Source organism: Tsukamurella sputi (assembly GCF_007858445.1).
GTDB lineage: Bacteria > Actinomycetota > Actinomycetes > Mycobacteriales > Mycobacteriaceae > Tsukamurella > Tsukamurella sputi.
Genome location: NZ_VIGV01000002.1, coordinates 339180 through 363042 on the forward strand (window position 1 = coordinate 339180; position 23863 = coordinate 363042).

Below are 23863 nucleotides of genomic sequence, written 5' to 3' on the forward strand. Positions count from 1 at the left end.
CGGACGACGAACTGGACTAGGGATTCAGCCTACCGAGATCGCCGAGACCGTGATGCCCCCGCCGGGCAATTCCTGCAGACGCGCCCGTCCGCCGAGCGCTTCGAGCTCCAACACCACCGAGACGCGGTCGACGATCGCGCCCGCGCGGCGCAGCAGCGCGACGGCCGCGGAAACGGTGCCACCGGTGGCGAGCACGTCGTCGACGACGAGGATCCGCTTGCCCCGCAGGGCGATCCCCTCGGCGGGGACCTCGAGGGCCGCCGAGCCGTACTCGAGGTCGTACTCCTCCCGGAGCACGGGCGGCGGGAGCTTGCCCGCCTTGCGCACCGCGAGTGTGCCCACACCGAGGCGCAGCGCGACGCCCGAGCCCAGGAGGAAGCCGCGCGCGTCGAGGCCGGCCACCAGGTCGACGGTGGCGGCGCCGTCCGGGCCGCGACCCGCCGCGGCGAGGCCGTCGATGACGGCCGCGAGGGCGGCACCGTCGGCGAAGACGGGCGTGAGGTCGGCGAAGACCACGCCGGGCTCCGGGAATCCGGCGACGTGCCGCGTGTGCGCGGCGACGGCCGCGCGGGCCGCGTCAGTCACGACGACGGGCGCGCTTGGTCTGCGGCCGGGCCGGGGCCTTGTCGAGCTGCACGGCGCCGGCGTCGGTCGCCACCAGGGCGTCGGCGGTCTCGCCCGCCTCGGCGCGGGCGCGCCGTGCCAGCACCTTCTCGTTGTGCGCCCGGTACTCCGGGCGGCGCTCCTTCAGCGTGACCAGCAGCGGTGAGGCGAAGAAGACGGACGAGTAGGTGCCGACCACGACGCCGACGAGCTGGATCAGGCCCAGGTCCATCAGCGTGCCGACGCCGAGCATGCCCGCCGCTACGACCATCAGCGCGATGATCGGCAGCGCCGAGATCACGGTGGTGTTGATCGAGCGCATGAGGGTCTGGTTGATCGCCAGGTTCGCCTGTTCGGCGTACGTGCGGCGGCTGGTGTTGAGCACGCCGCGGACGTTCTCCTCGACCTTGTCGAAGACGACCACCGTGTCGTACAGCGAGAAGCCGAGGATGGTCAGAAGGCCGATGACCGTGGCGGGGCTGACCTCGAAGCCGGACCACGCGTAGACGCCGGCACTCACCACGACGTCGAAGAACAGCGAGGCCAACGCGGCCAGCGCCATGTCCCACTCGCGGAAGCGCAGCGCGATGTACGCCGTCACGAGCACGAGGAAGACCGCGAGCGCGAGCAGACCGCGCTGCGTGATCTGATCGCCCCAGGTCGAGCTCACACCCGAGAAGCTGATCGTGTTCTCCGCGGGCTTGCCATCCTGCGCGGGCGGATGGAAGGTCCGGAAGAGCGCGTCCCGGGCCTGCGTGATCTGGGTGTTGCTGAGCTCGGAGAGCTCCACCTGGTAGGTCTGCGCCGCACCCGTACCGGCGGTCTGCACGGCGGACGGCTCGACGCCCGTCGCGTCGCGCACGGTCTCCCGGACCTTCGCGGTATCGACCTGGGCGTTCCCGACCGGGAACGAGATCTGGGTGCCGCCCACGAAGTCGATGCTGAACTTGAACCCGGGGATCAGGATGCCCAGGATGGCGACCACGACGATCACACCGGTGGCGATGTAGTAACTGCGGCGCTTACCGACGATGTCGAAGGCACCGGTGCCGGTGTAGAGCCGGGTGAAGAAGGAGGCCTTCTTCTCGTTCGCGATGCTGGTGTCGGTCATGCGGTCTCCTCCCCGGTGGTAGCTGCGGCGCGCTTGCGCTCACGGCCGATCGCCGCCACGGCGCCGAGGCCGTTCATCGACGGCTTGGCGAAGAAGTCCGTCTTCGACGAGAAGTAGACGAGCGGGTGCGTCACCAGGAAGACGATGACGATGTCGAGGATCGTCGACAGGCCGAGCGTGAACGCGAAGCCCTGCACACCGCCGACAGCGAGCACGTACAGCACGACCGCCGACAGCAGCGAGACCGCGTTACCCGTCCAGATGGTGCGCCGGGCGCTCGCCCAGCCGCGTGGCACCGCGGACCGGAAACTCCGGCCCTCTCTGATCTCGTCCTTGATGCGTTCGAAGTACACGACGAAGGAGTCGGCGGTCATACCGATGCCGATGATCACGCCGGCGATGCCCGCGAGGTCGAGCGAATAGCCGATCCACCGGCCGAGCAGTACCAGGAGCCCGTAGAGCAGCGCGATCGACAGCGCCAGCGACAGGGCGACGAGCACTCCGAGCGCGCGATAGTAGGCGAGCGCGTAGATCAGCACCAGGAACAGGCCGATGGCGCCGGCGATGAGGCCCGCCTTGAGCGACTCGAAGCCGAGCGTGGCGCTCACGGTCTGCGCGGTGCCGGGCTTGAAGGACAGCGGCAGCGAGCCGTACTTGAGCACGCCCGCCAGGTCGCCGGCGGTCTGCTGGTTGAAGTCGCCCGTGATCTGGGTCTGGCCGCCGGTGATCGGGCCGTTGATGTTCGGCGCCGTGATCACCTGCGAGTCGAGCACGAAGGCCGCCTGCTTGCCGACGTTCTTCGACGTGAAGTCCGCCCACACCTTCGAGGCCTCGCCGGTGAACTCGAGGGTCACGACGTACTGGACCTGGTTCTGCGGGATGCCCGACGAGGCGTTCTTGATCGACTGCCCGTCGATGATCGCCGGCCCCAGGGTGTAGACGGTGCGCGGCTGGTCCTTCTTGCGCTCTTCGGGGCGGTCGCAGGTGATCAGCGGCTTGGCCGGGTCGTCGTTGCCGGCCAGCGGGTCGGACGGGTTGTTGCAGTTGAGCGACTCGATGGCCTTCTTCTGCGCGGCGGGGTCGGTCGCCTGACGCGTGGCCCGCGCCTCGTCGATCGCCTTCTTCGCCGCCGCGGGATCGGTCAGGTCGGGCGCAGGAGTGTTCACCGCGGCCGCCGGCTGCGAGCCGAGGACCGGACGCACCTTGAGCTGTGCGGTCTGGCCGAGGGTGCGGGCCTGGTCGCCGTCGGAACCGGGCACCGTGATGATCAGGTTGCGCCCGCTGATCTTGACCTCGGATCCGGAGACGCCGAGGCCGTTGACGCGCTTGTTGATGATGTCGCGCGCCTGCTCCATCTTGTCGCCGTCGGGTGCCTTGCCGTCCGGCGTGACGGCCTGCAGTACGACGGAGGTGCCGCCCTGCAGGTCGATACCCAGCTTGGGCTTGGGTTCGCGGTCGCCGGTGAAGAACACCAGCCCGAAGACCACGAGCATGATCAGCCCGAAGGCGATGAGGAGCCGCGACTCGGTGCGGTCGCTACTCGATGTTTTCCTGGCCACGGGCGGTTACGACTCCTCGGCGTGAGGAACTCCTCCGGCGGGCTCTCGCCGGAGAAGTTCGTCGGTGGTGACGGTGGTGCGGGTCAGCGATCCTCGGAACGCTTGTCCAGATCGATGTGACCCTCGTCGTCGGTGATGGTCTCGATCGACGGGGCGCCGAGCTCCTCGGGGGTCAGGATCTTGGCGATGGCACGGCGGACCCAGGTGGTGGTGATGCCGGGGGCGATCTCCAGGTCGACGGTGTCCTCACCGAGGCCGACGACGGTGCCGTAGAGGCCCGTGCTGGTCATGACCTTGGTGCCCACGGTGAGACCGGCCTGCATCTCCATCGTCTCGTTCATCTGCTTCTTCTGCTTCCGGAACTGGAAGAACATGAAGACGAGCATCAGGACGAGCAGTAGGGGCAGGATCAGGTTCGGCATTGTTCTCCTCGGTGGTGTGGACGCGGACGCTCCGCGACCTCGCCGCCCGGGTGGTAGGCAGCACTCGGTGTTCCAGTCTTCCACATCCCGCGCGGGTCAGGCGGGACGGTGCACCACCAGCGGCAGGACCACGGCTGCTCCGGCCTCCCGCAGGCGTGCCGCGGCCACCGTGACCGCCCACCCCGTACCGGACTCGTCGACCACGAGCAGCACCGAGCGGCCCCGCACCGCGTCGGACGCCGGGCCGACGTCGATCGCGTCCAGCCAGTGCGCGGCCTCCTGGGCGCCCGACGCGTCCCGGCCGGGCGCCGGGCCACGCGGTACCGGCAGTGTCACCCGGTCCAGGCGCCCGACCTCCGCGATCCGCTCGGCCACCGGCTCGACGGGCGCCGGACGGTCCGTCAGCTGCAGCGACGCCACCACCTCGGGGCGGGCGCGCCACTGATCGCGCCACCGCGACAGCGCCGCGACCGCGGCGTCCGCCAGATCCGCGCTCGCCTGTGCGTCACCCGCTCGCGCGGCCCCCAGCGTTCCCGTCCACTCGGGGGCGTCGGCGAAGACCAGGACCCGGCCGGGCTCGGCCGCGAGATCCGGCTGGATCCGGCCCTTGCGTCCCGCCACGCCGCCGGGCCACATCTTGCGCGGTTCGAGTACCTGGCTCTGCGCGCGCAGCGCGCCCGCGACCGCCCGCGCGGTCTCCGGCGGGACCGGCTCGCCCAGCCCGTCGGGTACGTGCCCGAGGCAGACCGAGCACCGCCCGCAGGCCGCCGCCTCGGGATCGTCCAGCGATTCGGTGAGCAGTTGCATCAGGCAGCGCTCGCCGCGGGTGTAGGCCCGCATGATGTCGGCCTCGCGGCGCCGGGTGGCGACGATGCCCTCGTAGTGCGCCGCGTCGTAGTGCCACGGCGCCCCGGTGGCGCGGTAGCCGCCCTCGACGCGCTCCACCGCCCCGTCGACCGCGAGTTGCTTGAGCATGAGGTCGATCCGGGTGCGGCGGATACCCGTGGCCGCCTCGAGCGCGATCGCCGAGAGCCCCTCCCCCGACTCGTCCTCCGCCAGAGCACCGAGCACGCGGTCCATCTGCTGCGGATCCGGGATGGTGGCGGTGGCGAAGTAGTCCCACACACCCGCGTCGGACTCCGAGGGTAGGAGGGCGACCACGGCGTGGTCGATCGCACGGCCGGCACGGCCGACCTGCTGGTAGTAGGACACGGGCGAGGGCGGCGAGCCGACGTGCACCACGAAGCCGAGGTCCGGCTTGTCGAAGCCCATGCCGAGCGCCGAAGTGGCGATCAGGGCCTTGATCTCGTTGGCGCGCAGCGCGTCCTCGAGCCGGGCCCGGGTGTCCGGATCGAGCTTGCCGGTGTAGGCCGCCACCGGATAGCCGGGACCGTGCACGGCGCGGACACCGTCCACGAGGCGCTCGGCGTCGGCCACTGTCAACGCGTAGACGATGCCGGATCCGGGCAGGTCCGGAAGGTGCTGCGAGACCCAGGCGTACCGGGTGACCGGCGCCAGCGCGGGCAGCACGTTGAGCTGCAGCGAGCGCCGCGCCAGCGGCCCGCGCAGCACCAGCGTGGCGTCGCCGAGCTGCGCCGCCACGTCGTCGGTGACGCGGGCGTTCGCGGTGGCGGTGGTGGCGAGCACCGGGGTCTGCGGGTGCAGCCGGGTGAGCACGTCGGAGACGCGCCGGTAGTCGGGCCGGAAGTCGTGCCCCCAATCGGACACCGCGTGCGCCTCGTCGATGACGAGCAGGCCGAGAGAGCCTTCGAGCGCGGAGAGCACGCGCCGGCCGAAGGACGGGTTCGCGAGCCGCTCGGGCGAGACGAGCAGGACGTCGATCTCCCCCGCCGCGAGCGCGGCCTCGATCGTGTTCCACTCCTCGAAGTTCGACGAGTTCAACGTGGCCGCCCGCAACCCCGCGCGACCGGCGGCCGCCACCTGATCGCGCATGAGCGAGAGCAGCGGCGAGACGATGAGCGCCGGCCCGGCCCCTTCGGCCCTGCGCAATGCCGTGGCGACCCAGTACACCGCGGACTTGCCCCAGCCTGTGGCCTGCACCACGAGCACCCGTGCCGCGGGCTCGAGCAGCGCCGCGACCGCCGTCTCCTGATCGGCCCGCAGTGCGGCGTCCGGACCGGCCAGCGCCTCGATCACCCGCCGCGCGCGCTCCGACCGATCTCCCGTGAGCGTGAGTTCCGTCATTCGTCGATCCCCTCGTCGTCCGAACCCGAGGGTAGACGGCACCACCGACAGGTCCCGATCGAGCGATAACACGATCGGGACCACGCGGCGTCACGCCGAGACGGCTACCGGGCCACTGGACCTCCCGGCCGCCATCTCCTCCGGGCGCCCACCACCGACCCACTCACGACCGACTCCGCGCGGACGCGAGTTCCGCGACCAGCTCGTCGACCATGCCCCACTCCCCGTACCCGGACGCAGGGTTGAGGTGCCCGGCGTCGCCGAGGTCCACCAACCGGCTCCCCCACGCCTCGGCGAGGCCGGCTGTGGTGCGGTACCGCGCCAACGGGTCGGTGCGACTGGCCGCGACGACCGACGGGAACGGCAACCGCCGTCGCGGGATCGGCTCCCACCCCGCCGCCGACAGCTCCGCCGGCCGCGGATGCGGCTCCGGCCACTCGACGCCGAAGTCGGGTGGGGTGGCCAACACGGCGCCCACCACCTTCTCGAGCGCGGGGTCGCCGTCGGGCAGCGAACGGACCCACCGGACCACCGCGAGCACTCCGGCGCTGTGCGCCACCAGGATCACCTGACCGTCCACCGCCGCGATCGTCCGCCCGACCAGCCGGACCCGTTCCCCGATCGAGTGCCGATCGGCCTCTGCGGGCGAGGGCACCGTCACCGCCGTCTCGGTCCGTGCGGCGTACCGCTCCTGCCAATGCGACGGTGCGCTCCCCCGCAGCCCCGGCACGACGACGGGCACCGGGGCGGTCATCGTGCCGGCTCCGCATTGAGCGCCTGTAACCTGGCGAGTCCGCGCGGGTGCAGCCGCTTGCCGAGGACCATGAACACCACCGCGGGCACGTACACGAGCGGGGCGATCTGAAGCGCGCCCAGCAGCCCCAGGCGGTCCGCGAGTGCGCCGACGAGGATCGGCGCCAGGGCGAGACCCAGCAGATTGTTCGCGAGAGTGAGCGTGCCCATCGCCGAGGCCTGCACCGAGCGGTGCGTGAGGGAGGCGACCATGGCGGCCGCGGTACCCGAGCTGCCGGCGGCGAAGAAGGCGCCGATGCCGAGCAGCACCAGCTGCACCGAGCCCGTCGGCATGCGGAAGGCGACCGTCAACGCGACGAAGGCGATGGAGCAGTACGCGATGCCCGCCGCCCACTTGCGGGTGCCGTCGCTCATGCTGTACCGGTCGGCGAGGAATCCGCACACGATCATGCCGGAGCCCACGAGCAGGACGAAGGCCGCTGCGGCGCCGCCGGCCCGGTCGACCGGGAGGTGGTACGCGTCCTTGAAGTAGGTCGGGAGCCAGGTGAGCATCACCGCGGCCATGAACATCTGCAGGCCGCTGCCGATGTAGGCGCACACGACGGGAGGGTTGGTGAAGAGGCTCGAGAGCGGCGCGCGGGCCGCGCGGACGGTCTCCGCGTTCTCCCACGACGGTGCCGCACCGTCCTGCGTGGCCTGATACCGAGTGACCCGCGCCTCGGTGACGACGAGCTTGAACGCCGCGACGAGCAGCAGTCCGAGGACGGCCATGGCACCGAGCGACCAGCGCCAGCCGAAGTGGACGGCGATCAGTCCGCCGAGTCCGGTGCCGACCATGGTGCCGAAGGAGCCGCCCGCCATGAAGGACGCGGACAGCGCCGCGTGCACGCGGGGCGCGAAGAGGCTCAGCACCAGTGCGATGCCGACACTGCCGTAGGCGGCCTCGCCGACGCCGACGACGAATCTGGCTGCGAGCAGTTGCTCGTAGTTCTGCGCGAAGGCACAGGCCGCCGTGGCGACCGACCAGAGCACCGCCATCAGCACGAGGCTCCGGACCCGCCCGAGGCGGTCGGCCAGGATCGACACCGGGAGGGTGAGCACGCCCACCATGAGCGCGACCACCGAGATCAGCGATCCCTGCTGGGCCTTGTCGAGGTGCAGCTCCTGGCCGAGCGGCACGAAGACGGCGGCGAGCACCTGCCGGGACATGTAGTCGGAGAGGAGCAGCGCGAACGCGAGCGCGAAGACGACCCACGGGTAGATCCGCCGACGGGTCCGTGCGGGCCCCGTCGGCGTACCGTCGGTGTCCTCGATGTCACCCGAGCGGGTGGTCGTGAGGGCCATTGTCTTTCATCCGTTCACGCGTGCTGGGTGAATCCGAGCTGACCGGCCTGCCGGTTCGGCGCGTAGCCCAGCTTGGCCAGGGTCTCGTCGACGGAGCCGTACTGCTCGCCGATGCGGTAGATGTCGCGGGCCTCCTTGCCGGTGGCGACGTCGCGGCCGAGTTCGTGGCTGATCCGCACCAGTTGCTTGACCTGGTCGACGGACTTGATCTTCTCGCCGGGGCGGCCCCAGATGGTGTCCTCGTTGCCGCACCGGGTGTGCAGGCCCATCGCGATGGCCATCGTGTTCACGGGGAGCACTGAGCGCATGAGGGTCTCGAGCGTGAGAATCGCGCCGTCCGGGACCCGGTTGATGAAGTTCATGATGTTGTACGGGTTGGGACCGTCGAAGCCGCCACCGATGCCGACCCAGGTGAGGTTGAGCGGACCCATGTACTTGCCGCGACGGATCAGGCGCTCGACGGTTTCCAACTGCGGGATCGACGAGAGCTGGAAGTGGGGCTGGATCCCGTTGGCGGTCAGGCGGCGCAGGTGCTCCTCGACCCACTCGGGGCCGGCGGGGACCGTCATCTCGCGGTAGGTGTCGTACAGCTCGGGCCGCTGCATCGAGGTGCCCTCGATGTCGGCCTCGGTCATCAGCTCCATGATGTTCATCTGGCTGGTGTTGATGGCGATGGTCACCTGATCGGGCTTGGGGTCGAGCTCCGCCAACATGTGCCGGGTGTCGTCGGAGAGCCACTTCGCATCGGCGCCTTCGCCCTCAGGGGCGAAGGAGATGGAGCCGCCGACCTGCAGGATCATGTCCGGCACCGCTTCGCGCAGGCCGGAGAGCAGCTCGTTGAACTTGGACAGCCGCTTCGAGCCGTGGCCGTCCTCCTCGCGCACGTGGATGTGCAGGACGGTGGCGCCGGCCTCGTAGCAGTCGACGGCCTGCTGGACGTGCTGCTCCATGGTCAGCGGCAGGTCCTCGCGGAAGTCGTCGAGCTCCCACTCGGGGCCGTACGGCGCGACCGTGATGACCTGCTTCTCCTGAACCTCGGGGAACAGGGCGTCGTCGTGGAAATGCATGATGGTTCTCCTTGTGTTGCGGGCTGCGTTGCGGGGATGAGGGTTTCGTTCGGGCGGGTGGTCAGTACGGGCGATCGCCGACGATGCCGGCGCGCTCCATCCGGCGTACGGCCGGCCAGTAGTCCTGGACGGCGTAGTGCTGGGTGCATCGGTTGTCCCAGATCGCGAAGCTGTCGGGCGTCCAGCGCCAGCGGACCTGGAACTCCGGGACGGCGGCCTGTCGCTGGAGGTACTGCAGGAGCTCACCGGCGCCGGGGGCGTAATCGAAGCCGAAGCGGATGTTCGCGTCGATGTGGAAGTTGGTCAGATGCGTGGCGAAGGCGTTGACGAACAGGACCTTCTCGCCGGTCTCGGGATGCGTGCGCACGACGGGGTGCTCCGCATCGGGATACCGCTCGTGCAGCGCGTGCCGCTGCTCGACCGGCAGTCGTGCGCCGAAACTGGCCTCGATCGAGTGCCGCGCGCGCAGACCGGCGATCCGGGCCTTCACCTCGTCGGGCAGCGCCTCGTACGCGGCGGCCATGTCGACCCAGATGGTGTCGCCGCCCACGTCGGGGCCTTCGACGCAGCGCAGGACGGATCCGAACGGCGGGCACTCGCGCCAGGTGGCGTCGCAGTGGAAGGCGTTCTCGTACGCCTCCCGGTCGCTGTCGAGATCCTTGTAGATACGGACGAGCCCGGGGTGCTCCGGGTCGCTGCCGAGCACCGGGTGGTCCTCGAGTGCGCCGAACCGGCGGGCCAGGGCGACGTGGTCTGCGCGGCTGATCGGCTGGTCGCGGACGAAGAGCACCTTGTGCTCCAACAGCAGCGCGCGCAGTTCTGCGAAGAGGGTGTCGTCGTGGGCGACCTCGGAGAGATCGATGCCGGTGAGTTCCGCACCGATGTGGGCGGTGAGACGGTCAGCGCGGATGCGTCGTGCGGTGATGGTCATGGGATGCCTTCGGGATCTACGGGATCAGGATGTTGGAGCCGACGAGCGCGCCCGACTCGAGGTCGGCGTGCGCCCTGGCGGCCTCCGCGAGCGGGTAGCTGCGGTTCACGGCGACCGTGATCCGGCCGGACGCGATGTGCCCGAACAGTTCTCCGGCGAGGTCGGCCCGCTCGCGCGGGTCGGCGATGTAGTCGGCGAGCGCGGGCCGGGTGACGAACAGCGAGCCCTTGATCGCGAGTTGCATGGCGTCGATCGGCGGGATAGGGCCAGAGGACGTACCGAAGCAGACGAGGAGGCCCCGTCGGGCGAGGGAATCGAGCGACGACTGGAACGTGGCCGCGCCGATGCTGTCGAGCACGACGGGGACCCCTGTGCCGCCTGTGATCTCGCGCACGCGGGCGGCGACGTCCTCGCGGCGGTAGTAGACGATGTGGTCGACGCCGGCGGCCCGGGCCGCCTCCGCCTTCTCCTCGGTGGAGACGGTTCCGATCACCGTGAGCCCCAGCAGCTTCGCCCACTGCGCGACGATGAGCCCGACTCCGCCGGCCGCGGCGTGCAGCAGGATGGTGTCGCCGGGGCGGTAGTCGTGGATACGCCGCATCAGGTACGCCGCGGTGAGTCCGCGCATGGTGCACGCCGCGGCCGTCTCGAAGTCGACCTCGTCGGGCAGGTGGATGAGGTGGCGGGCGGGGAGCACGAACTCGGTGCTGTACGCACCGAGCGGGCTCCCCGTGTAGGTGTACGTCACCCGATCGCCGGGGATGAAACCCTCGACGCCGGGCCCGACCTCCTGGACGACGCCGGCGGCCTCGACGCCCATGCCGTTGGGCAGCGGCACGGGGTAGAGGCCTGTGCGGTAGTAGTTGTCCGCGAAGTTGAGCCCCACGGCGTGGTGCCACACCCGGACCTCCCCCTCACCCGGCTCGCTCACCTCGACGGCCTCCCACCGGAGCACCTCGGGCCCTCCGGTCTCGTGGAAGCGGATCGCGTTCGCCATGTCTTCGTCCCTCCTTCTGGTCCGCATCGGAATGTGATGCAGACGACACTAGGGACGCGCCAAGGCATAAACTGTTCCTCAGGGGACAGCGAAGTATTCATCTCGGGACAAGGTGGTGATGGCGATCACAGAACACAAACCGCTCGCCCGCTACGCCTCGCTCGCCAACTACGCCGACCTGACCCGCTCGCTCGGCGCCGATCCCCACGCTCTCCTCCGCGATGCCGGCCTCGACCCCCGCGGAGTCACCGAGCAGGACCGTTGGATTCCCGCGTCGTCCGTCAACGACCTGCTCGAGCGCACGGCCCGGGTCACTGGGAGGGACGACCTGGGCCTGCGGCTCGCGGAGCTGCGGCGACTGTCACACCTGGGGCCGCTGAGTCTCGTCCTGCGTGAGGAGCCAGACGTCCGCAGCGCCCTTGAGATCCTCATCCGGCACGAGCGCATGTACAACGAGGCGCTGCACACCCGCCTCTCAGTGTCCGACGGAGTCGCCACCGTCCGCGTGGAACTCGCCCTCGACCGGCCGGCGCCGGACCGGCAGGCGATCGATCTGGCCGTCGGCGTGGTGTACGCGCTGCTCCGCGAACTGCTCGGTACGGAATGGACCCCCCTGTCGGTGTCCTTCGGCCACGCGGCGCCGCGGCATGCCGAGACCGCGCGGCGCATGTTCACCGGGGCGCTCCACTTCGATGCGGACCACAACGGGGTCCGCCTCCACGAACGCGACCTCGACCGCCGTACCACGACGGCCGACCCCCAGCTCCGTGTGTACACACAGCGCATCGTCGACCGGGACGCCGACTCGGGACGCGACGTCACGGCGAGGATCACGGAGCTGGTTGACCTCTTGCTGCCGACCGGACGATGCTCGGCGGACCAGGTCGCGCGGAGCCTCGGTGTCGACCGCCGGACGCTGCATCGTAGGCTCGCTGCGGAGGGGACGACCTTCACCGCGGTGGTCGACGACGTCCGGGAGAGCTTGGCGCGGCACCTCGTCGCCGGGAGGCGGTACTCGTTCACCGAGATCGCGGAGATCCTCGCATTCTCGAGTCCGTCCAACTTCTCCCGATGGTTCCGCGGACGGTTCGACATGACGCCCCGGGCCTGGCGCCATTCCGCCGGCGGCCCGTGAGACCCGCGGCCGCTATTGCCGGCGGATCTGGCCCCACCAGAACATGAACGCCCCGTAGCCCAGCATCAGTGCCGAGATCGCCCACACCCAGCCCGAATCGAAGGCGGCGGCCAGAGCGGCGGTCACGCCGACCCACAACAGCACGCACAGGAGCAGCACAGCGACCACGCACGCCGTCACGATCCGGTCGCTGCGCGTCCACTCCCGCTTCCACCCGGAAGGATCGAGCGCCCCACGGACGAACTCGTCGATTCGGCCCGACGGGTCCGCGAGCCACTTCCTGGTCTTCGGGTCGTAGGCCAGACTGAACCGACCGATCCACTGCTTTCCGACGAAGCCGCCCGCGGCGCCCCGCGGCCCCGGCCCCACCTGGGACCAGCTCTCGTGCACGACACCGGAATCCGTCGTCATCGGCAGCGGCGCCTCCAGCCGGTACCGCCGCTCCGGCCGATCCGGCACGACCACGACGCCGTTGTCGCTGCTCACCACGCTGACCGATCCGTCCGGCAGTGGGGTCACCGAGAATCCGGTCCCCCGCGCGGCATCGGACAGCCTCCCCACCACCTCGTCCATGTCGACGAATCTAGCGGCGCACCGCCCGAGCGGGGAGTCCGGAGGCTCGCAGCTACCCCACAGACTCAGGACAGGGCGACCGCAGTTCCGCCGTCGAGGCTCATGGCATGACAACCGAGATCGCAGCGGGCCGCACGGCCACGGACGACCCCGAGCCCGCAGACATGGCCGCCTCCTCCGCTTCGGTGGGCACCACGCCCGCCCTCGACATCGTGATCCCCGTGTACAACGAGGCCCACACCATCGCGCACTGCGTGGAGACCCTGCACGCCTACCTCGAGCACTCCTTGGGCATTCCCGCCCGGATCACCATCGCCGACAACGCGAGCACCGACGACACCCTGACCGTCGCCCGCGCGCTGGCCGGCGCGATCGACGGTGTCCGCGTCGTTCACCTCGACGCGAAGGGGCGCGGCCGGGCGCTGCGCCGCGTCTGGGCCGAATCCGACGCCAGCGTGCTCGTCTACATGGACGTCGACCTCTCGACCGACCTCAAGGCCCTGCACCCGCTGGTCGCTCCACTGCTCTCGGGCCACAGCGACCTCGCGATCGGCACGCGACTCGGGCGCGGCGCGAAGGTCGTGCGCGGCCCCAAGCGCGAGTTCATCTCCCGCGGCTACAACCTGTTGCTGCACACCGCCCTGCGGGTGCGGTTCTCCGATGCGCAGTGCGGATTCAAGGCGATCCGCACCGATGTCGCCCGGCAGCTGCTCCCCCTGGTCGAGGACGGCGAATGGTTCTTCGACACCGAGCTCCTCGTGCTCGCCGAGCGCGCGGGCCTGCGGATCCACGAGGTGCCGGTGGACTGGACCGACGACCCCGACAGTCGCGTCGACATCGTCGACACCGTCAAGAAGGACCTGCGGGGCGTGGTCCGAGTGGGGCGCGCACTCGGCCGCGGCGCGCTCCCGCTCGACGAGGTGCGACGCGCCCTGGGCCGCGAGGAGCCCCACCTCGACGGTGTGCCACGAGGGATGATCGGTCAGCTCGCGCGGTTCGCCCTGGTCGGCATCGCGAGCACGATCGCCTACGCACTGCTGTATCTGCTGCTGCATCCGATCATCGGCGCGCAGGCCGCGAACTTCGCGGCACTCCTGATCACCGCCGTGGCGAACATCGCGGCCAACCGCTCCTTCACCTTCGGAGTCAGTGGACGAGCCGGGGCCGCCCGCCATCACGCACAGGGACTGGTGGTCTTCTTCGTCACCTGGGGCCTCACGGCGGGCAGTCTGTTCGCGCTCGGCCAAGTCGCACCGCACGCGAGCCGGGAGCTGCAGCTCGCCGTCCTCGTGGTCGCGAACCTCGTCGCGACGGTCACCCGGTTCCTCGGTATGCGCCTGATCTTCCGTACCGCGAACGACGCCACGTGAGCAGGACGAACGAACGGATCGGTGCCGCACTCCTCCTCGTGGGGACGACGGTCGCGTACATCTGGGGGCTCGGACGAGCCGGCTGGGCGAACGCCTTCTACGCCGCGGCCGTCCAAGCGGGCACCGTCAGCGGGAAGGCCATGTTCTTCGGCAGTTCCGACGGAGCGAACTCCATCACCGTCGACAAACCGCCGGCCTCGCTCTGGGTGATGGAACTGTCCACCAGGATCTTCGGAGTCAACACCTGGGCGATGCTCGTCCCCCAGGCCCTGCTCGGCGTGGCCTCCGTCGGCCTGCTGTACGCGACGGTGCGCCGTCGCTCCGGCCCGGCCGCGGCTCTGCTCGCCGGGTTCCTGCTGGCGGTGACGCCGGTGGCGGCCATGATGTTCCGGTTCAACAATCCGGACGCCTTGCTGGTCCTGCTGATGATCGCCGCGACATGGGCGATGCTGCGGGCCGTCGAGGACGGCCACTGGCGGTGGGTCGTGGCCTGCGGCGCCTTCGTGGGCCTCGGCTTCCTCACCAAGCAGCTCGCCGTGATGCTGATCGTGCCCGGACTGGCACTGACGTACCTGATCGCGGGCCCGCCCCGGATCGGGAAGCGTATCGCGCAGCTCTTCGCCGCAGGCGCCGCGATGATCGTCGGCGCGGGTTGGTGGCTACTCACCGTCGAGCTCTGGCCCGCCTCGTCGAGACCGTGGATCGGCGGCTCGCAGAACAACTCGATCCTCGAACTCACCCTCGGCTACAACGGTCTCGGCCGTCTCAACGGGAACGAGAAGGGCAGCGTCGGCCCCGGCCGCGGCGACACGGGGATGCCGTCCGGATTCGAGCTGCCGGCCGGGATGGAGATGCCCGGGCATCGCGGGGGTGGCATGTTCGGCGAGCCCGGCGTCCTGCGCATGGTCGAACCCGCGCAGGCGGGCCAGATCGCCTGGCTGCTCCCCGCCGCGTTGATCGCGATCGCCCTGGTCGTGGCCCTGCGCTGGTACGCACCGCGCACGGATCCCGATCGCGCCGCCGTGATCGCGTGGGGCGGCTGGCTGCTCGTCACCGGCGTCACGTTCAGTTTCATGGCGGGCATCTTCCACGCGTACTACACCGTGGCACTGGCGCCCGCGATCGCGGCGCTCGTCGCAACCGGTGTCGCCGTCGGGTGGCGCGAACGCGGGCGGGCACGGGTTCGGGTCACGGGTGCGGTGGCGGTCGCCGCGACCGGCGCCACGGGCTGGTACATCCTGGCGCAGACGCCGGACTGGAATCCCTGGCTGCGCTGGGCGATCGCAGCCGCGGCTGCGGTGTCCACGATCACTCTCCTCGCCTCACTGCTCCCTGCGGTCGGGGCCTCGCGGCGCCTCGCGGGCCTGATCGCGGTGACCTCCCTGTTCGCGGCGGTCGCCGGGCAGGCGGCCTTCACCGTCGAGACGATCGCCACGCCACGGCAGGGCGCCATCGTCTCCGCGGGACCGTCCAGCGGCCACGGATTCGGTCCCGGCGGAATGGGCCGGATGGATCGGCCTGGCGGGTTCGCACGCTCCGACGGTGCCGGTACGGACGCCCCGGGCGGGCACGAAAGCCGGAGCGGCGGACCGTCGTTCCTGATGGGTAGCAAGGCCGGCCCCGCCGTGACCGCGCTCCTGCTCCGGGACGCCGCCCGCTACACGTGGGTGGCGGCGACGATCGGCGCGAACAACGCCGCCGGCTACCAGTTGGCGACGGAGAAGCCCGTGATGCCGATCGGGGGCTTCAACGGCACCGACCCGTCGCCCACCCTGGCGCAGTTCCAGGAGTACGTGCGCGACGGCAAGATCCACTACTTCCTCGCCGAGTCCGCCGGTGGCTTCGGAGGTTTCGGAGGTTCCGGCACCGCGTCGCAGATCCGCGCATGGGTGGAGAAGACGTTCCCGTCGCGCATCGTCGACGGGGTGTCCGTCTACGACCTGACCACGCCGGCGAGCTGAGTCAGAACAGGCGCTCGTCGCCGGCGTCGAAGTCCCCGCGGACCTCGATGCCGGAGGCGAGTGCCCCGGCGGGAGGCTCCAATCCCAGGTGGTGCCAGGCCGCCATGGTGGCGACGCGGCCCCGCGGTGTCCGCGCGAGCATGCCGGCGCGCACCAGGAAGGGCTCGCACACCTCCTCGACGGTGCCCGGCTCCTCGCCGACGGCGACGGCCAGCGTCGAAACGCCCACGGGCCCGCCGCCGAAGCTGCGGATCAGCGCGCCGAGCACGGCGCGGTCCAGACGGTCGAGGCCCAGCTCGTCCACGTCGTAGACCTTCAGAGCGCCGCGCGCCACGTCGACGGAGACAGTGCCGTCGGCGCGGACGTCCGCGAAGTCGCGGACGCGGCGCAGCAGCCGGTTCGCGATGCGGGGCGTGCCGCGGCTGCGGCTGCCGATCTCGGCGGCCGCCTCGCGCTCGATCGTGATGCCGAGGATCTTCGCGCTGCGCTCGATCACCTGCACGAGATCGGCCGTCTCGTAGAAGTCCATGTGCGCGGTGAAACCGAACCGGTCGCGCAGCGGACCGGTGAGTGCACCGGAACGCGTGGTGGCGCCGACCAGGGTGAACGGCGCGACGTCGAGCGGGATGGACGTGGCGCCCGGCCCCTTGCCGACCACCACGTCGACCCGGAAGTCCTCCATCGCGAGGTAGAGCATCTCCTCCGCCGGGCGCGCCATGCGGTGGATCTCGTCGATGAACAGCACGTCGCCCTCGACGAGGTTCGAGAGCATCGCGGCGAGGTCACCGGCACGCTCCAGCGCCGGGCCGGAGGTCACGCGCAGGGCGGTCCCGAGCTCGGCGGCGATGATCATCGCGAGGCTGGTCTTGCCCAGTCCGGGCGGTCCCGACAGCAGGATGTGGTCCGGCGTGCCGCCCCGCAGCTTCGCGCCGTGCAGCACGAGTTGCAGCTGCTCGCGGACCTTCGGCTGGCCGATGAACTCGTCGAGCGAACGCGGCCGCAGCGATTCGGTGTCGTCGCCCGCGAGCGCGGACGGCCCCATGACCCCCTCGGCGCCCTCGAACTCGCTGCCCACCTCGTCGTCGTAGTGCACGTCAGCCGCGCCCCAGGGACTTCAGGGCGTCGCGCAGGAGCTCGGAGACGGACTTGTCCGGCCCCGCCTCGACGGCCGCGGCGACGGCGGGCTCCGCCTGCTTGGGCGTGAAGCCGAGCCCTTCCAGCGCGTCGAGGAGTTGCTGCGAGACGCCACCCGCCGGCACCGTCGAGCCGGCCACGGCCCCGCCGCCGGCCGGCGCCGCGGACACCTTGTCCTTGAGTTCGATGTGGATGCGCTCGGCGACGCGCTTGCCGATCCCGGGGATCAGGCACAGCGTCTTGAGATCCCCCGACGCGATCGCCGTCTGCATCTGCGCGGGATCGAGGACCGCGATCGCCGCCATCGCGAGCCGCGGGCCCACGCCCTGCACCGTCTGCAGCAGGTGGAAGAGCTCCTGCTGCGGCGCGTCGGTGAAGCCGTAGAGGGTCTGCGAATCCTCGCGCACGACCATCGAGGTGAGCAGGTAGCCCTCGGTGCCCCGAGTGAGCGTGCCCGCCGTGTTCGGCGCCACGAGCACCTTGTAGCCCACGCCGCCGCACTCGATCACTACGTGATCCAGACCGATGTGGCGTACCTCGCCGCGCAACGACGCGATCATCGCACTCCCCCCGTCACCTTCTTCGTCGCGCGACGCTGGGCCGCGAGACGTTGTTCGAAGACCTTCTTCTGTTCCGCCGCACGGCGTTCCGCCTCGGCCATGCGCGCGATCATCGGCGCGCGCCAGCTGTGGCAGACGGCCAGGGCGAGCGCATCGGCGGCGTCCGCGGGCTCCGGCGCCTTCTGCAGGCCGAGGATCCTGGTGATCATCGCCGTGACCTGCGCCTTGCCCGCGTTACCGTTGCCCGTGACGGCCGCCTTGACCTCCGACGGGGTGTGGAAGTGCACGTCGATGCCCCGGCGGGCCGCCGCGAGCGCGACGACGCCGCCCGCCTGCGCCGTGCCCATCGCCGTGGAGACGTTGTGCTGCGCGAAGACCCGCTCGACCGCGATCACGTCCGGCTCGTGCGTGTCCATCCAGAACTCGGCCGCCGTCCACACCGCGAGCAGGCGCTCCGCGAGGGGCATGGTCGACGGGGTGCGGACCACGTCCACGTCCAGCGCCGTGACCTTGCGGCCCACACCCGTTTCGACCACCGACAGGCCGCAGCGCGTGAGGCCGGGGTCCACCCCCATCACCCGCATCGCCGCACCTCCGAGCACCGTCGAACACTCAAACCTTTGTTCGAGAGCATACCGGAGCGGCTAGCCGCCCTGCGGAACCAACACGCTCCGGCTACTCGCAGATGACCGTCGGCACCGGGTCGTACTTCACGGTGCGGGTGTGGCGGGAGACGGCTCCGGTGCGCGTGTCCGTGATGGTCCGGGTGTTGCTGGTGGTGAAGCCGGGCTGACCGGTGCTGGCCACGCAGTGCGGCCCCTTCGGCAACCGGATGGTCGACGGATCCGTCGGCAGGCTGCGTGAGCCGGTGCTCGAGGACACCTCCCGCGTCTTGGTGCTCCACATCCGCACCGTCACCGACGAAGCGCCCGCGCTGGACTCGATCACGATGCCGTACGGGGTGTCGTTGCGGAACTGGAGATCGATGGCGCCCTCGAAGACGGTGGCCTCCCGCGCCTCGGGGTACCGGGAGATGTAGTAGCTGTGCTCCGTGTGACCCATGTCCTCGAGGCCGGCGAAATAGGCGGCGTTGTAAAGCGTGGTCGCGAACTGCGAGATGCCGCCGCCGACCGCCTTGTCCGGGCGGCCGTTGTTGATGATCCCGGACTCCACGTAACCCTGTGCCGTGCCGCGCGGGCCGGTGTAGCCGTTGAGGGAGAAGGTCTCACCCGGGAGCACCACCGCTCCGTTCACCTGCTGCGCCACGCGGCGGATGTTCACGCCCGAGGCATCGCTGAAGCCGCCGGTGGAGAACTCACTGACCACCTGCTTCACGCCGAGTTCCTTGGCGCGCGCGGTGGTGATCTTCGGCTCGACGGACTTGAACTGCGCGGTCGCGGTGCGGCCCTGCGCCGACTGCTCGGTGACCGCCCTACTCACGGCGTCGATGGTCGGGTCCCAGACCACCTCGCGTCCCGGGACCCCCTCGGTCACCGTCGGGCTGCCCCCGGACAGGTCGAACCCCGCGTCCTTGGGCTTGGCGACGGCGGACTCGAGGCGGGTGCCGAGGACCTTCTTCGCCGCCTCCCGGTCGACCTTGGGCGCGAGGTTGCCGGCACCGTCGGGCTGGAAGGACAGGAACGTGCCGATGTCGGCCCCGGAGACGCGGCCGACGGTGCCGGCGGCCACCTGCCCGGCGGCGTCCCGGCGCAGGACGACGTCGGTGGCGACCGCCTGCGCCGCCGCGCCGCTCGCGACCGTCCGGACGGTGTCGGCGGAGACCGTCGGGGTCACGGACTCGGTCGGCAGCGCGATGTCTGTGGAATCGGGCCAGGCCGCGGCCACCGCCTCAGCGGCCTTGGCGGCGTCGATCCGATCGCCCGCCTTCGGTTCGACGGCCACGGGCTTGCCACCGCGGAAGACGACGGCCCCGTCGCCCGCGGCGGAGGTCAGGGTTTCGGCGGCCTTGCGGATCGCGGCGTCGAAGACCTCGCGGTTGAGCGTGGACGCCGGATGCACGTGCCGCTCGCTGACCAGTCCGATCAGGTCTCGCATCGGCGAGCGGGCGTCGATGGCGCGCTGCACGGTGCCCGGCACGTCCATGGCCAGGCCGAGCTGCGCGGGCTGGAGCCGCACCTGCCCCTTCGCCGTACGCAGGGTGATGGGCTCGGCGTCGACCCGCTTGGCCGCGTCGTCGAGCCGGTGGACTGCGGCGTCCCGGCCCAGCGCCCCGAACTCCACCCCCACGGCAGTGGCTCCGTGGACCGTCTCCGCCCGCCCGGATTCCCAGGCCGCCGCTCCCCCCGCTCCGAGGAGCAGGGCCCCGACCAGTGCCAGGGCCGGGACACGGCGCAGCGCCGTTCGGGTGGGAGTCACAACCTGAGAATATCCTGACGCATTATTACCGCACAGTAGGGGCGATGCGATACGTCGACCTCAGGGCACTCAGTCCTCGTCGAGCTCCGCCAGGACCTCGTCGGAGATGTCGACGTTGGTGTACACGTTCTGCACGTCGTCGCTGTCCTCGAGCGCATCGACCAGCTTGAACACCTTGCGCGCGCCGTCGGCGTCGACGGGCACCTCGACCGATGCGCGGAAGCCGGACTCGGCCGAGTCGTAGTCGATACCGGCCTCCTGCAGCGCGGTACGCACCGCGACCAGGTCGGTGGGCTCGGAGAGGATCTCGAACTGATCGCCCAGGTCGCTGATCTCCTCGGCGCCGGCGTCGAGCACGGCCATGAGGACGTCGTCCTCGGACTGGCCGTTCTTGTCGAGCGTGACGATGCCCTTGCGGGTGAACAGGTACGCCACCGAGCCCGGGTCGGCCATGTTGCCGCCGTTGCGGGTCATCGCGACGCGCACCTCGCCCGCGGCGCGGTTGCGGTTGTCGGTCAGACACTCGATGAGCACCGCCACGCCGTTGGGGCCGTAACCCTCGTACATGATGGTCTGCCAATCGGCGCCGCCGGCCTCTTCGCCACCGCCGCGCTTGCGGGCGCGCTCGATGTTGTCGTTGGGGACGGAGGTCTTCTTCGCCTTCTGGATGGCGTCGTACAGCGTGGGGTTACCGTCGGGATCGCTGCCGCCGGTACGGGCCGCCACCTCGATGTTCTTGATCAGCTTGGCGAACAGCTTGCCGCGCTTGGCGTCGATCGCCGCCTTCTTGTGCTTGGTGGTGGCCCATTTGGAATGGCCGCTCATCGATCCCTCGATTCCGTTCGGTTGCGCTGCTTCAACCCTTCGAGTTTACGTGAAAGCCCGCTCCAGCTCAGCCAGCGCGTCTTCGAGGTGGTGGATGATCCGCTGCACGTGCGGCACCGACGTGCGGCACGCGGTGATACCGAACTCGAGGTTCCGGTTGTTCGTACAGATCGTGATGTTCACCGCCTGCCCCTCCCACGGGATCGACGCGGGGTACACGCCGTCGAGGTGAGCGCCGTTCCAGTACATGGCCTCTCGCGGCCCCGGGACGTTGGAGATGATCAGGTTGAACGGCGGCCGCGAGACGCCCTGGTAGCCCGGCAGCATGCCGGGGGCGAGGCCGGCGATGTTGGCCGCACTCACGGCGAGCACCTGCAGCGGCGACAGCTCACCCATCACCCTGCGGGCCGAGATCACCGATTCGCGGATCACCTCGAGCCGCTCGCTCGCCTCCGGGAGATCGGTGCCCAGCGTCGCGATGACGGCGCCGACCGCGTTGGAGGCGTCCACGTCATCGGCGTCCTTGCGCAGCGAGACGGGCACCATCGCGGTCAGCGAGCGGTCGGGCAGCTCCCCGAGCTCCGCCAGGTAGGCGCGCAACGCGCCGCCGCACATCGCAAGCACCACGTCGTTGACCGTCGCGCCGGCGGCGGTGCGCACCGCGTCGATCCGGTCGAGGGAATAGGACTGCGCCACGAACCGGCGAGCACCGCCGATCGGCACGTTGAAGATCGTGTGGGGAGCCTGGAACGGGGCGACGTAGTCGTGGTCGCGGAACGCGCTGCCCGCCACCTTCAGCGACGCCGGGAGCATGCCCAGGACCTCGCCCGTCAGCCCGCCGACCTGCTTGACCGTGTCCAGCGGGTTGAAGGGCAGCAGCCCGCCGCTCCTCTCCTTCGCGGGCGCGGCGGGCTTCGGCCGCCGGCCCAGGCCGGGCTGCCAGACGACCCGGCCCTCCATGTCGTTCGGGTCGTTCGAGAGCGCCAGCGTCATGTACCGCAGCGCCGAGACACCGTCGACCAGCGAGTGGTGCACCTTCGAGAACACCGCGTACCGGCCGTCCTCGAGGCCCTCCACCACGTGCACCTCCCACATGGGGCGGTGCCGGTCGAGCAGCGTCTCGTGCCACAGCGAGACCTGCTGGAAGAGCTCGCGGATACGGCCCGGCTTCGGCAGCGCTGTGTGCCGGACGTAGTAGTCCATGTCCAGCTCGTCCACCGACGACCACCACGTGTTGCCGAGGATCCCCACCGGGTCGGCGGGACGGCGGCCGAACTTCTCGCTGATCTCGGTGCGGGCGCGCATCGTCTCGACGACCGACCGCACGTGGTCCGGTCCGGCCCCGTCGGGGGGCGTGAACAGCTGCAACCCGCCAACGTGCATCGGATGTTCGCGGGATTCCGCCAGCAGGAACATCGAATCGGTCACCGGCATGTAGCTCACGACGCCACTCCCCTCGCTCTACGGCCGCGGATTCACCGCTGCCGCACCATGTCCACGAAGCGACGGTGGATCCGCAGATCGCCCGTGACCTCGGGATGAAAGGATGTGGCCATCGTCACACCCTGTTGAACAGCGACCACCGTACCCGCCGTCGTGCCGGCGCCCTCAGGCACCCTGGCGAGCACCTCGACCCCGTCGCCGACGCGCTCCACCCAGGGGGCGCGGATGAACACCGCGCGCACCGGGTCGCCGTCGACACCCGCGACCGCGAGATCGGTCTCGAAGGAGTCGACCTGCCGTCCGAAGGCGTTCCGTCGCACGGTCATATCGATCGCGCCCAGGCAGCGCGCGTCGGGCCGGGTGTCGAGCACCTCCGAGGCGAGCAGGATCATCCCGGCGCACGAGCCGTACGCGGGAAGCCCTCCGGCGAGGGCGTCGCGCAGCGGGTCGAAGAGGTCGAAGACGCCCAGCAGCCGGCTCATCGTCGTCGACTCGCCGCCGGGGATCACGATGCCGTCGACCGCCCCGAGGTCCGCCGCGGTCCGTACCGCCGATGTCGCGGCCCCCGCCGCTTCGAGCGCATGGCGGTGCTCGCGCACGTCGCCCTGAAGAGCCAGTACCCCGATCCGCACAGTCACGGGGAGCCAGCCTATTCGGCTACTGGCGGAAGCGGTGCAGGCCCTCCTGGATGACGACCGCCACCAGCGCGCCGTCGCGCGCGAAGATGCGTCCAGCGGTCAGCGCGCGGCCCCCGCCCGCCGACGGTGACGTCTGGTCGTAGAGGAGCCACTCGTCGGCGCGGAAGGGGCGCAGGAACCACATCGCGTGGTCGAGGGAGGCCACCTGGGTGTCGACGCCAGGGTGGGCCACGCGGGCCGAGCCGAGCAGCGTCATGTCGGACATGTACGCGAGGGCGGCCGTGTGGATGTTCTGGTCGTCGGGCAGGCGACCGATGTGCCGGAACCACACCTGCTGGTGGATCGCGCGGCGGGCGTACTGCTCGGTGGTGTCCTGCGGCACGATCCGGATGTCCCAGTCGCTCCACTCCTGGAACAGCCCGATGCTCTCGCGGGTGGCGTTCGGGTCGTCGTGGGGGCTGAGCACGTCCTCGGGGTCCGGCGCGGGCGGCATCTCGTCGGAGTGCTCGATGCCCTCCTGGCCGGGCAACTGGAACGACGCGGACATCGAGAAGATCGCCTCGCCGTTCTGGACGCCGTTGACCCTGCGGGTGCAGAAGGAGCGGCCGTCGCGGATCCGGTCCACGAGGAAGACGGTGTCGGCGTCGGGATTGCCGGGACGCAGGAAGTAGCCGTGCAGCGAGTGCACCTGCATCTCCGCCGGCACCGTCTCGATCGCCGAGCGCAGCGCCTGACCGGCCACCTGGCCGCCGAAGGTCCGGACCAGGATCGACGGAGCATGGATCCCGCGGAAGATGTCGCGGTCGATCTGCTCGAGACTCAGCAGCGCTTCGATGTCAGCCACGAGGGATGACTC

General features: G+C 70.5%; 22 protein-coding genes. 3 read left to right on the plus strand and 19 right to left on the minus strand.

Translation table 11 applies throughout. The annotated features are described in order from the left end of the window. Nucleotides 1-24: 24 nt before the first annotated feature. From FK268_RS06845 to FK268_RS06890, 10 genes are all read right to left on the minus strand, one after another. Nucleotides 25-585 (minus strand): adenine phosphoribosyltransferase, encoded by a 561-nt coding sequence (locus FK268_RS06845; RefSeq protein ID WP_146432520.1) that lies wholly within the window; start codon nt 583-585, stop codon nt 25-27. Then, on the minus strand, nt 578-1714 hold the full coding sequence (gene secF, locus FK268_RS06850; RefSeq protein ID WP_146432522.1) for a protein translocase subunit SecF: 1137 nt from the start codon (nt 1712-1714) through the stop codon (nt 578-580). Before secF ends, FK268_RS06845 begins: the two co-directional genes overlap by 8 nt. Then, nucleotides 1711-3207: a protein translocase subunit SecD gene (gene secD / locus FK268_RS06855; protein WP_146433409.1), complete on the minus strand. Its 1497-nt coding sequence runs from the start codon at nt 3205-3207 to the stop codon at nt 1711-1713. Before secD ends, secF begins: the two co-directional genes overlap by 4 nt. 149 nt (nt 3208-3356) lie before the next feature. Next, the gene (gene yajC / locus FK268_RS06860; protein WP_146432523.1) at nt 3357-3695 is read right to left on the minus strand and encodes a preprotein translocase subunit YajC; all 339 of its coding nucleotides are present in this window, start codon (nt 3693-3695) and stop codon (nt 3357-3359) included. Between the two features lie 96 nt (nt 3696-3791). Further along, the gene (locus tag FK268_RS06865) at nt 3792-5900 is read right to left on the minus strand and encodes a RecQ family ATP-dependent DNA helicase (RefSeq protein ID WP_146432525.1); all 2109 of its coding nucleotides are present in this window, start codon (nt 5898-5900) and stop codon (nt 3792-3794) included. Between the two features lie 163 nt (nt 5901-6063). After that, a complete protein-coding gene (locus FK268_RS06870) occupies nt 6064-6654 on the minus strand; it encodes an RBBP9/YdeN family alpha/beta hydrolase (protein WP_146432527.1) in 591 nt (196 codons plus the stop codon). After that, nucleotides 6651-7997 carry an MFS transporter gene (locus FK268_RS06875; RefSeq protein ID WP_146432529.1) on the minus strand — a complete coding sequence of 449 codons (1347 nt, stop codon included), beginning with the start codon at nt 7995-7997 and terminating at the stop codon, nt 6651-6653. The genes FK268_RS06870 and FK268_RS06875 overlap by 4 nt, the downstream gene beginning before the upstream one ends. 14 nt (nt 7998-8011) lie before the next feature. Further along, the gene (locus FK268_RS06880) at nt 8012-9064 is read right to left on the minus strand and encodes a beta-keto acid cleavage family enzyme (protein WP_146432530.1); all 1053 of its coding nucleotides are present in this window, start codon (nt 9062-9064) and stop codon (nt 8012-8014) included. A 61-nt stretch (nt 9065-9125) separates the two neighbouring features. Next, nucleotides 9126-9995, minus strand: a complete 870-nt coding sequence (locus tag FK268_RS06885) for a TauD/TfdA dioxygenase family protein (RefSeq protein WP_146432532.1) — start codon at nt 9993-9995, stop codon at nt 9126-9128. Between the two features lie 16 nt (nt 9996-10011). Continuing rightward, nucleotides 10012-10992, minus strand: coding sequence for a quinone oxidoreductase family protein (locus FK268_RS06890; RefSeq protein WP_146432534.1), 981 nt, complete (start codon nt 10990-10992; stop codon nt 10012-10014). Nucleotides 10993-11110: 118 nt separating this feature from the next. Between FK268_RS06890 and FK268_RS06895 the strand changes: the two genes are divergently transcribed. Beyond that, nucleotides 11111-12127, plus strand: coding sequence for an AraC family transcriptional regulator (locus FK268_RS06895; protein ID WP_146432536.1), 1017 nt, complete (start codon nt 11111-11113; stop codon nt 12125-12127). A 12-nt stretch (nt 12128-12139) separates the two neighbouring features. Here the strand turns inward: FK268_RS06895 and FK268_RS06900 are convergent, their stop codons facing one another. After that, nucleotides 12140-12700, minus strand: a complete 561-nt coding sequence (locus FK268_RS06900; RefSeq protein ID WP_146432538.1) for a hypothetical protein — start codon at nt 12698-12700, stop codon at nt 12140-12142. Nucleotides 12701-12807: 107 nt separating this feature from the next. Between FK268_RS06900 and FK268_RS06905 the strand changes: the two genes are divergently transcribed. Together FK268_RS06905 and FK268_RS06910 are read left to right on the plus strand one after the other, a co-directional pair. Then, the gene (locus FK268_RS06905) at nt 12808-14070 is read left to right on the plus strand and encodes a bifunctional glycosyltransferase family 2/GtrA family protein (RefSeq protein WP_193560247.1); all 1263 of its coding nucleotides are present in this window, start codon (nt 12808-12810) and stop codon (nt 14068-14070) included. Then, complete coding sequence (locus FK268_RS06910) at nt 14067-16031, plus strand: glycosyltransferase family 39 protein (RefSeq protein WP_146432540.1); 1965 nt, start codon at nt 14067-14069, stop codon at nt 16029-16031. Before FK268_RS06905 ends, FK268_RS06910 begins: the two co-directional genes overlap by 4 nt. A gap of 1 nt (nt 16032) precedes the next feature. On the opposite strand, the gene ruvB is transcribed toward FK268_RS06910, so the two are convergent. From ruvB to FK268_RS06950, 8 genes are all read right to left on the minus strand, one after another. Next, complete coding sequence (gene ruvB, locus FK268_RS06915) at nt 16033-17073, minus strand: Holliday junction branch migration DNA helicase RuvB (protein WP_231706996.1); 1041 nt, start codon at nt 17071-17073, stop codon at nt 16033-16035. A 52-nt stretch (nt 17074-17125) separates the two neighbouring features. Continuing rightward, the gene (gene ruvA, locus FK268_RS06920) at nt 17126-17725 is read right to left on the minus strand and encodes a Holliday junction branch migration protein RuvA (protein ID WP_146432544.1); all 600 of its coding nucleotides are present in this window, start codon (nt 17723-17725) and stop codon (nt 17126-17128) included. Beyond that, nucleotides 17722-18309 (minus strand): crossover junction endodeoxyribonuclease RuvC, encoded by a 588-nt coding sequence (gene ruvC / locus FK268_RS06925; RefSeq protein WP_146433413.1) that lies wholly within the window; start codon nt 18307-18309, stop codon nt 17722-17724. The genes ruvA and ruvC overlap by 4 nt, the downstream gene beginning before the upstream one ends. Nucleotides 18310-18400: 91 nt before the next feature. After that, entirely contained in the window at nt 18401-20101 is a 1701-nt protein-coding gene (locus FK268_RS06930) for a VanW family protein (protein ID WP_146432546.1), read from the minus strand. 69 nt (nt 20102-20170) lie between these two features. After that, the gene (locus tag FK268_RS06935) at nt 20171-20926 is read right to left on the minus strand and encodes a YebC/PmpR family DNA-binding transcriptional regulator (protein WP_146432547.1); all 756 of its coding nucleotides are present in this window, start codon (nt 20924-20926) and stop codon (nt 20171-20173) included. Between the two features lie 45 nt (nt 20927-20971). After that, nucleotides 20972-22360 (minus strand): WS/DGAT/MGAT family O-acyltransferase, encoded by a 1389-nt coding sequence (locus tag FK268_RS06940; RefSeq protein WP_205124467.1) that lies wholly within the window; start codon nt 22358-22360, stop codon nt 20972-20974. A 41-nt stretch (nt 22361-22401) separates the two neighbouring features. Next, nucleotides 22402-23007, minus strand: a complete 606-nt coding sequence (pdxT, locus tag FK268_RS06945; RefSeq protein WP_146432551.1) for a pyridoxal 5'-phosphate synthase glutaminase subunit PdxT — start codon at nt 23005-23007, stop codon at nt 22402-22404. A 19-nt stretch (nt 23008-23026) separates the two neighbouring features. Continuing rightward, the gene (locus FK268_RS06950) at nt 23027-23851 is read right to left on the minus strand and encodes an acyl-CoA thioesterase (RefSeq protein WP_146432553.1); all 825 of its coding nucleotides are present in this window, start codon (nt 23849-23851) and stop codon (nt 23027-23029) included. Nucleotides 23852-23863 lie beyond the last annotated feature (12 nt).

Bases quoted from the DNA above. Each gene is read 5' to 3' on its own strand.
- secF (WP_146432522.1), bottom strand. From the start codon at position 1,714: ATGACCGACACCAGCATCGCGAACGAGAAGAAGGCCTCCTTCTTCACC.
- secD (WP_146433409.1), bottom strand. From the start codon at position 3,207: ATGCTCGTGGTCTTCGGGCTGGTGTTCTTCACCGGCGACCGCGAACCC.
- yajC (WP_146432523.1), bottom strand. From the start codon at position 3,695: ATGCCGAACCTGATCCTGCCCCTACTGCTCGTCCTGATGCTCGTCTTC.
- FK268_RS06865 (WP_146432525.1), bottom strand. From the start codon at position 5,900: ATGACGGAACTCACGCTCACGGGAGATCGGTCGGAGCGCGCGCGGCGG.
- FK268_RS06870 (WP_146432527.1), bottom strand. From the start codon at position 6,654: ATGACCGCCCCGGTGCCCGTCGTCGTGCCGGGGCTGCGGGGGAGCGCA.
- FK268_RS06875 (WP_146432529.1), bottom strand. From the start codon at position 7,997: ATGGCCCTCACGACCACCCGCTCGGGTGACATCGAGGACACCGACGGT.
- FK268_RS06880 (WP_146432530.1), bottom strand. From the start codon at position 9,064: ATGCATTTCCACGACGACGCCCTGTTCCCCGAGGTTCAGGAGAAGCAG.
- FK268_RS06885 (WP_146432532.1), bottom strand. From the start codon at position 9,995: ATGACCATCACCGCACGACGCATCCGCGCTGACCGTCTCACCGCCCAC.
- FK268_RS06890 (WP_146432534.1), bottom strand. From the start codon at position 10,992: ATGGCGAACGCGATCCGCTTCCACGAGACCGGAGGGCCCGAGGTGCTC.
- FK268_RS06895 (WP_146432536.1), top strand. From the start codon at position 11,111: ATGGCGATCACAGAACACAAACCGCTCGCCCGCTACGCCTCGCTCGCC.
- FK268_RS06900 (WP_146432538.1), bottom strand. From the start codon at position 12,700: ATGGACGAGGTGGTGGGGAGGCTGTCCGATGCCGCGCGGGGGACCGGA.
- FK268_RS06905 (WP_193560247.1), top strand. From the start codon at position 12,808: ATGACAACCGAGATCGCAGCGGGCCGCACGGCCACGGACGACCCCGAG.
- ruvB (WP_231706996.1), bottom strand. From the start codon at position 17,073: ATGGGGCCGTCCGCGCTCGCGGGCGACGACACCGAATCGCTGCGGCCG.
- ruvA (WP_146432544.1), bottom strand. From the start codon at position 17,725: ATGATCGCGTCGTTGCGCGGCGAGGTACGCCACATCGGTCTGGATCAC.
- ruvC (WP_146433413.1), bottom strand. From the start codon at position 18,309: ATGCGGGTGATGGGGGTGGACCCCGGCCTCACGCGCTGCGGCCTGTCG.
- FK268_RS06935 (WP_146432547.1), bottom strand. From the start codon at position 20,926: ATGAGCGGCCATTCCAAATGGGCCACCACCAAGCACAAGAAGGCGGCG.
- FK268_RS06940 (WP_205124467.1), bottom strand. From the start codon at position 22,360: ATGCCGGTGACCGATTCGATGTTCCTGCTGGCGGAATCCCGCGAACAT.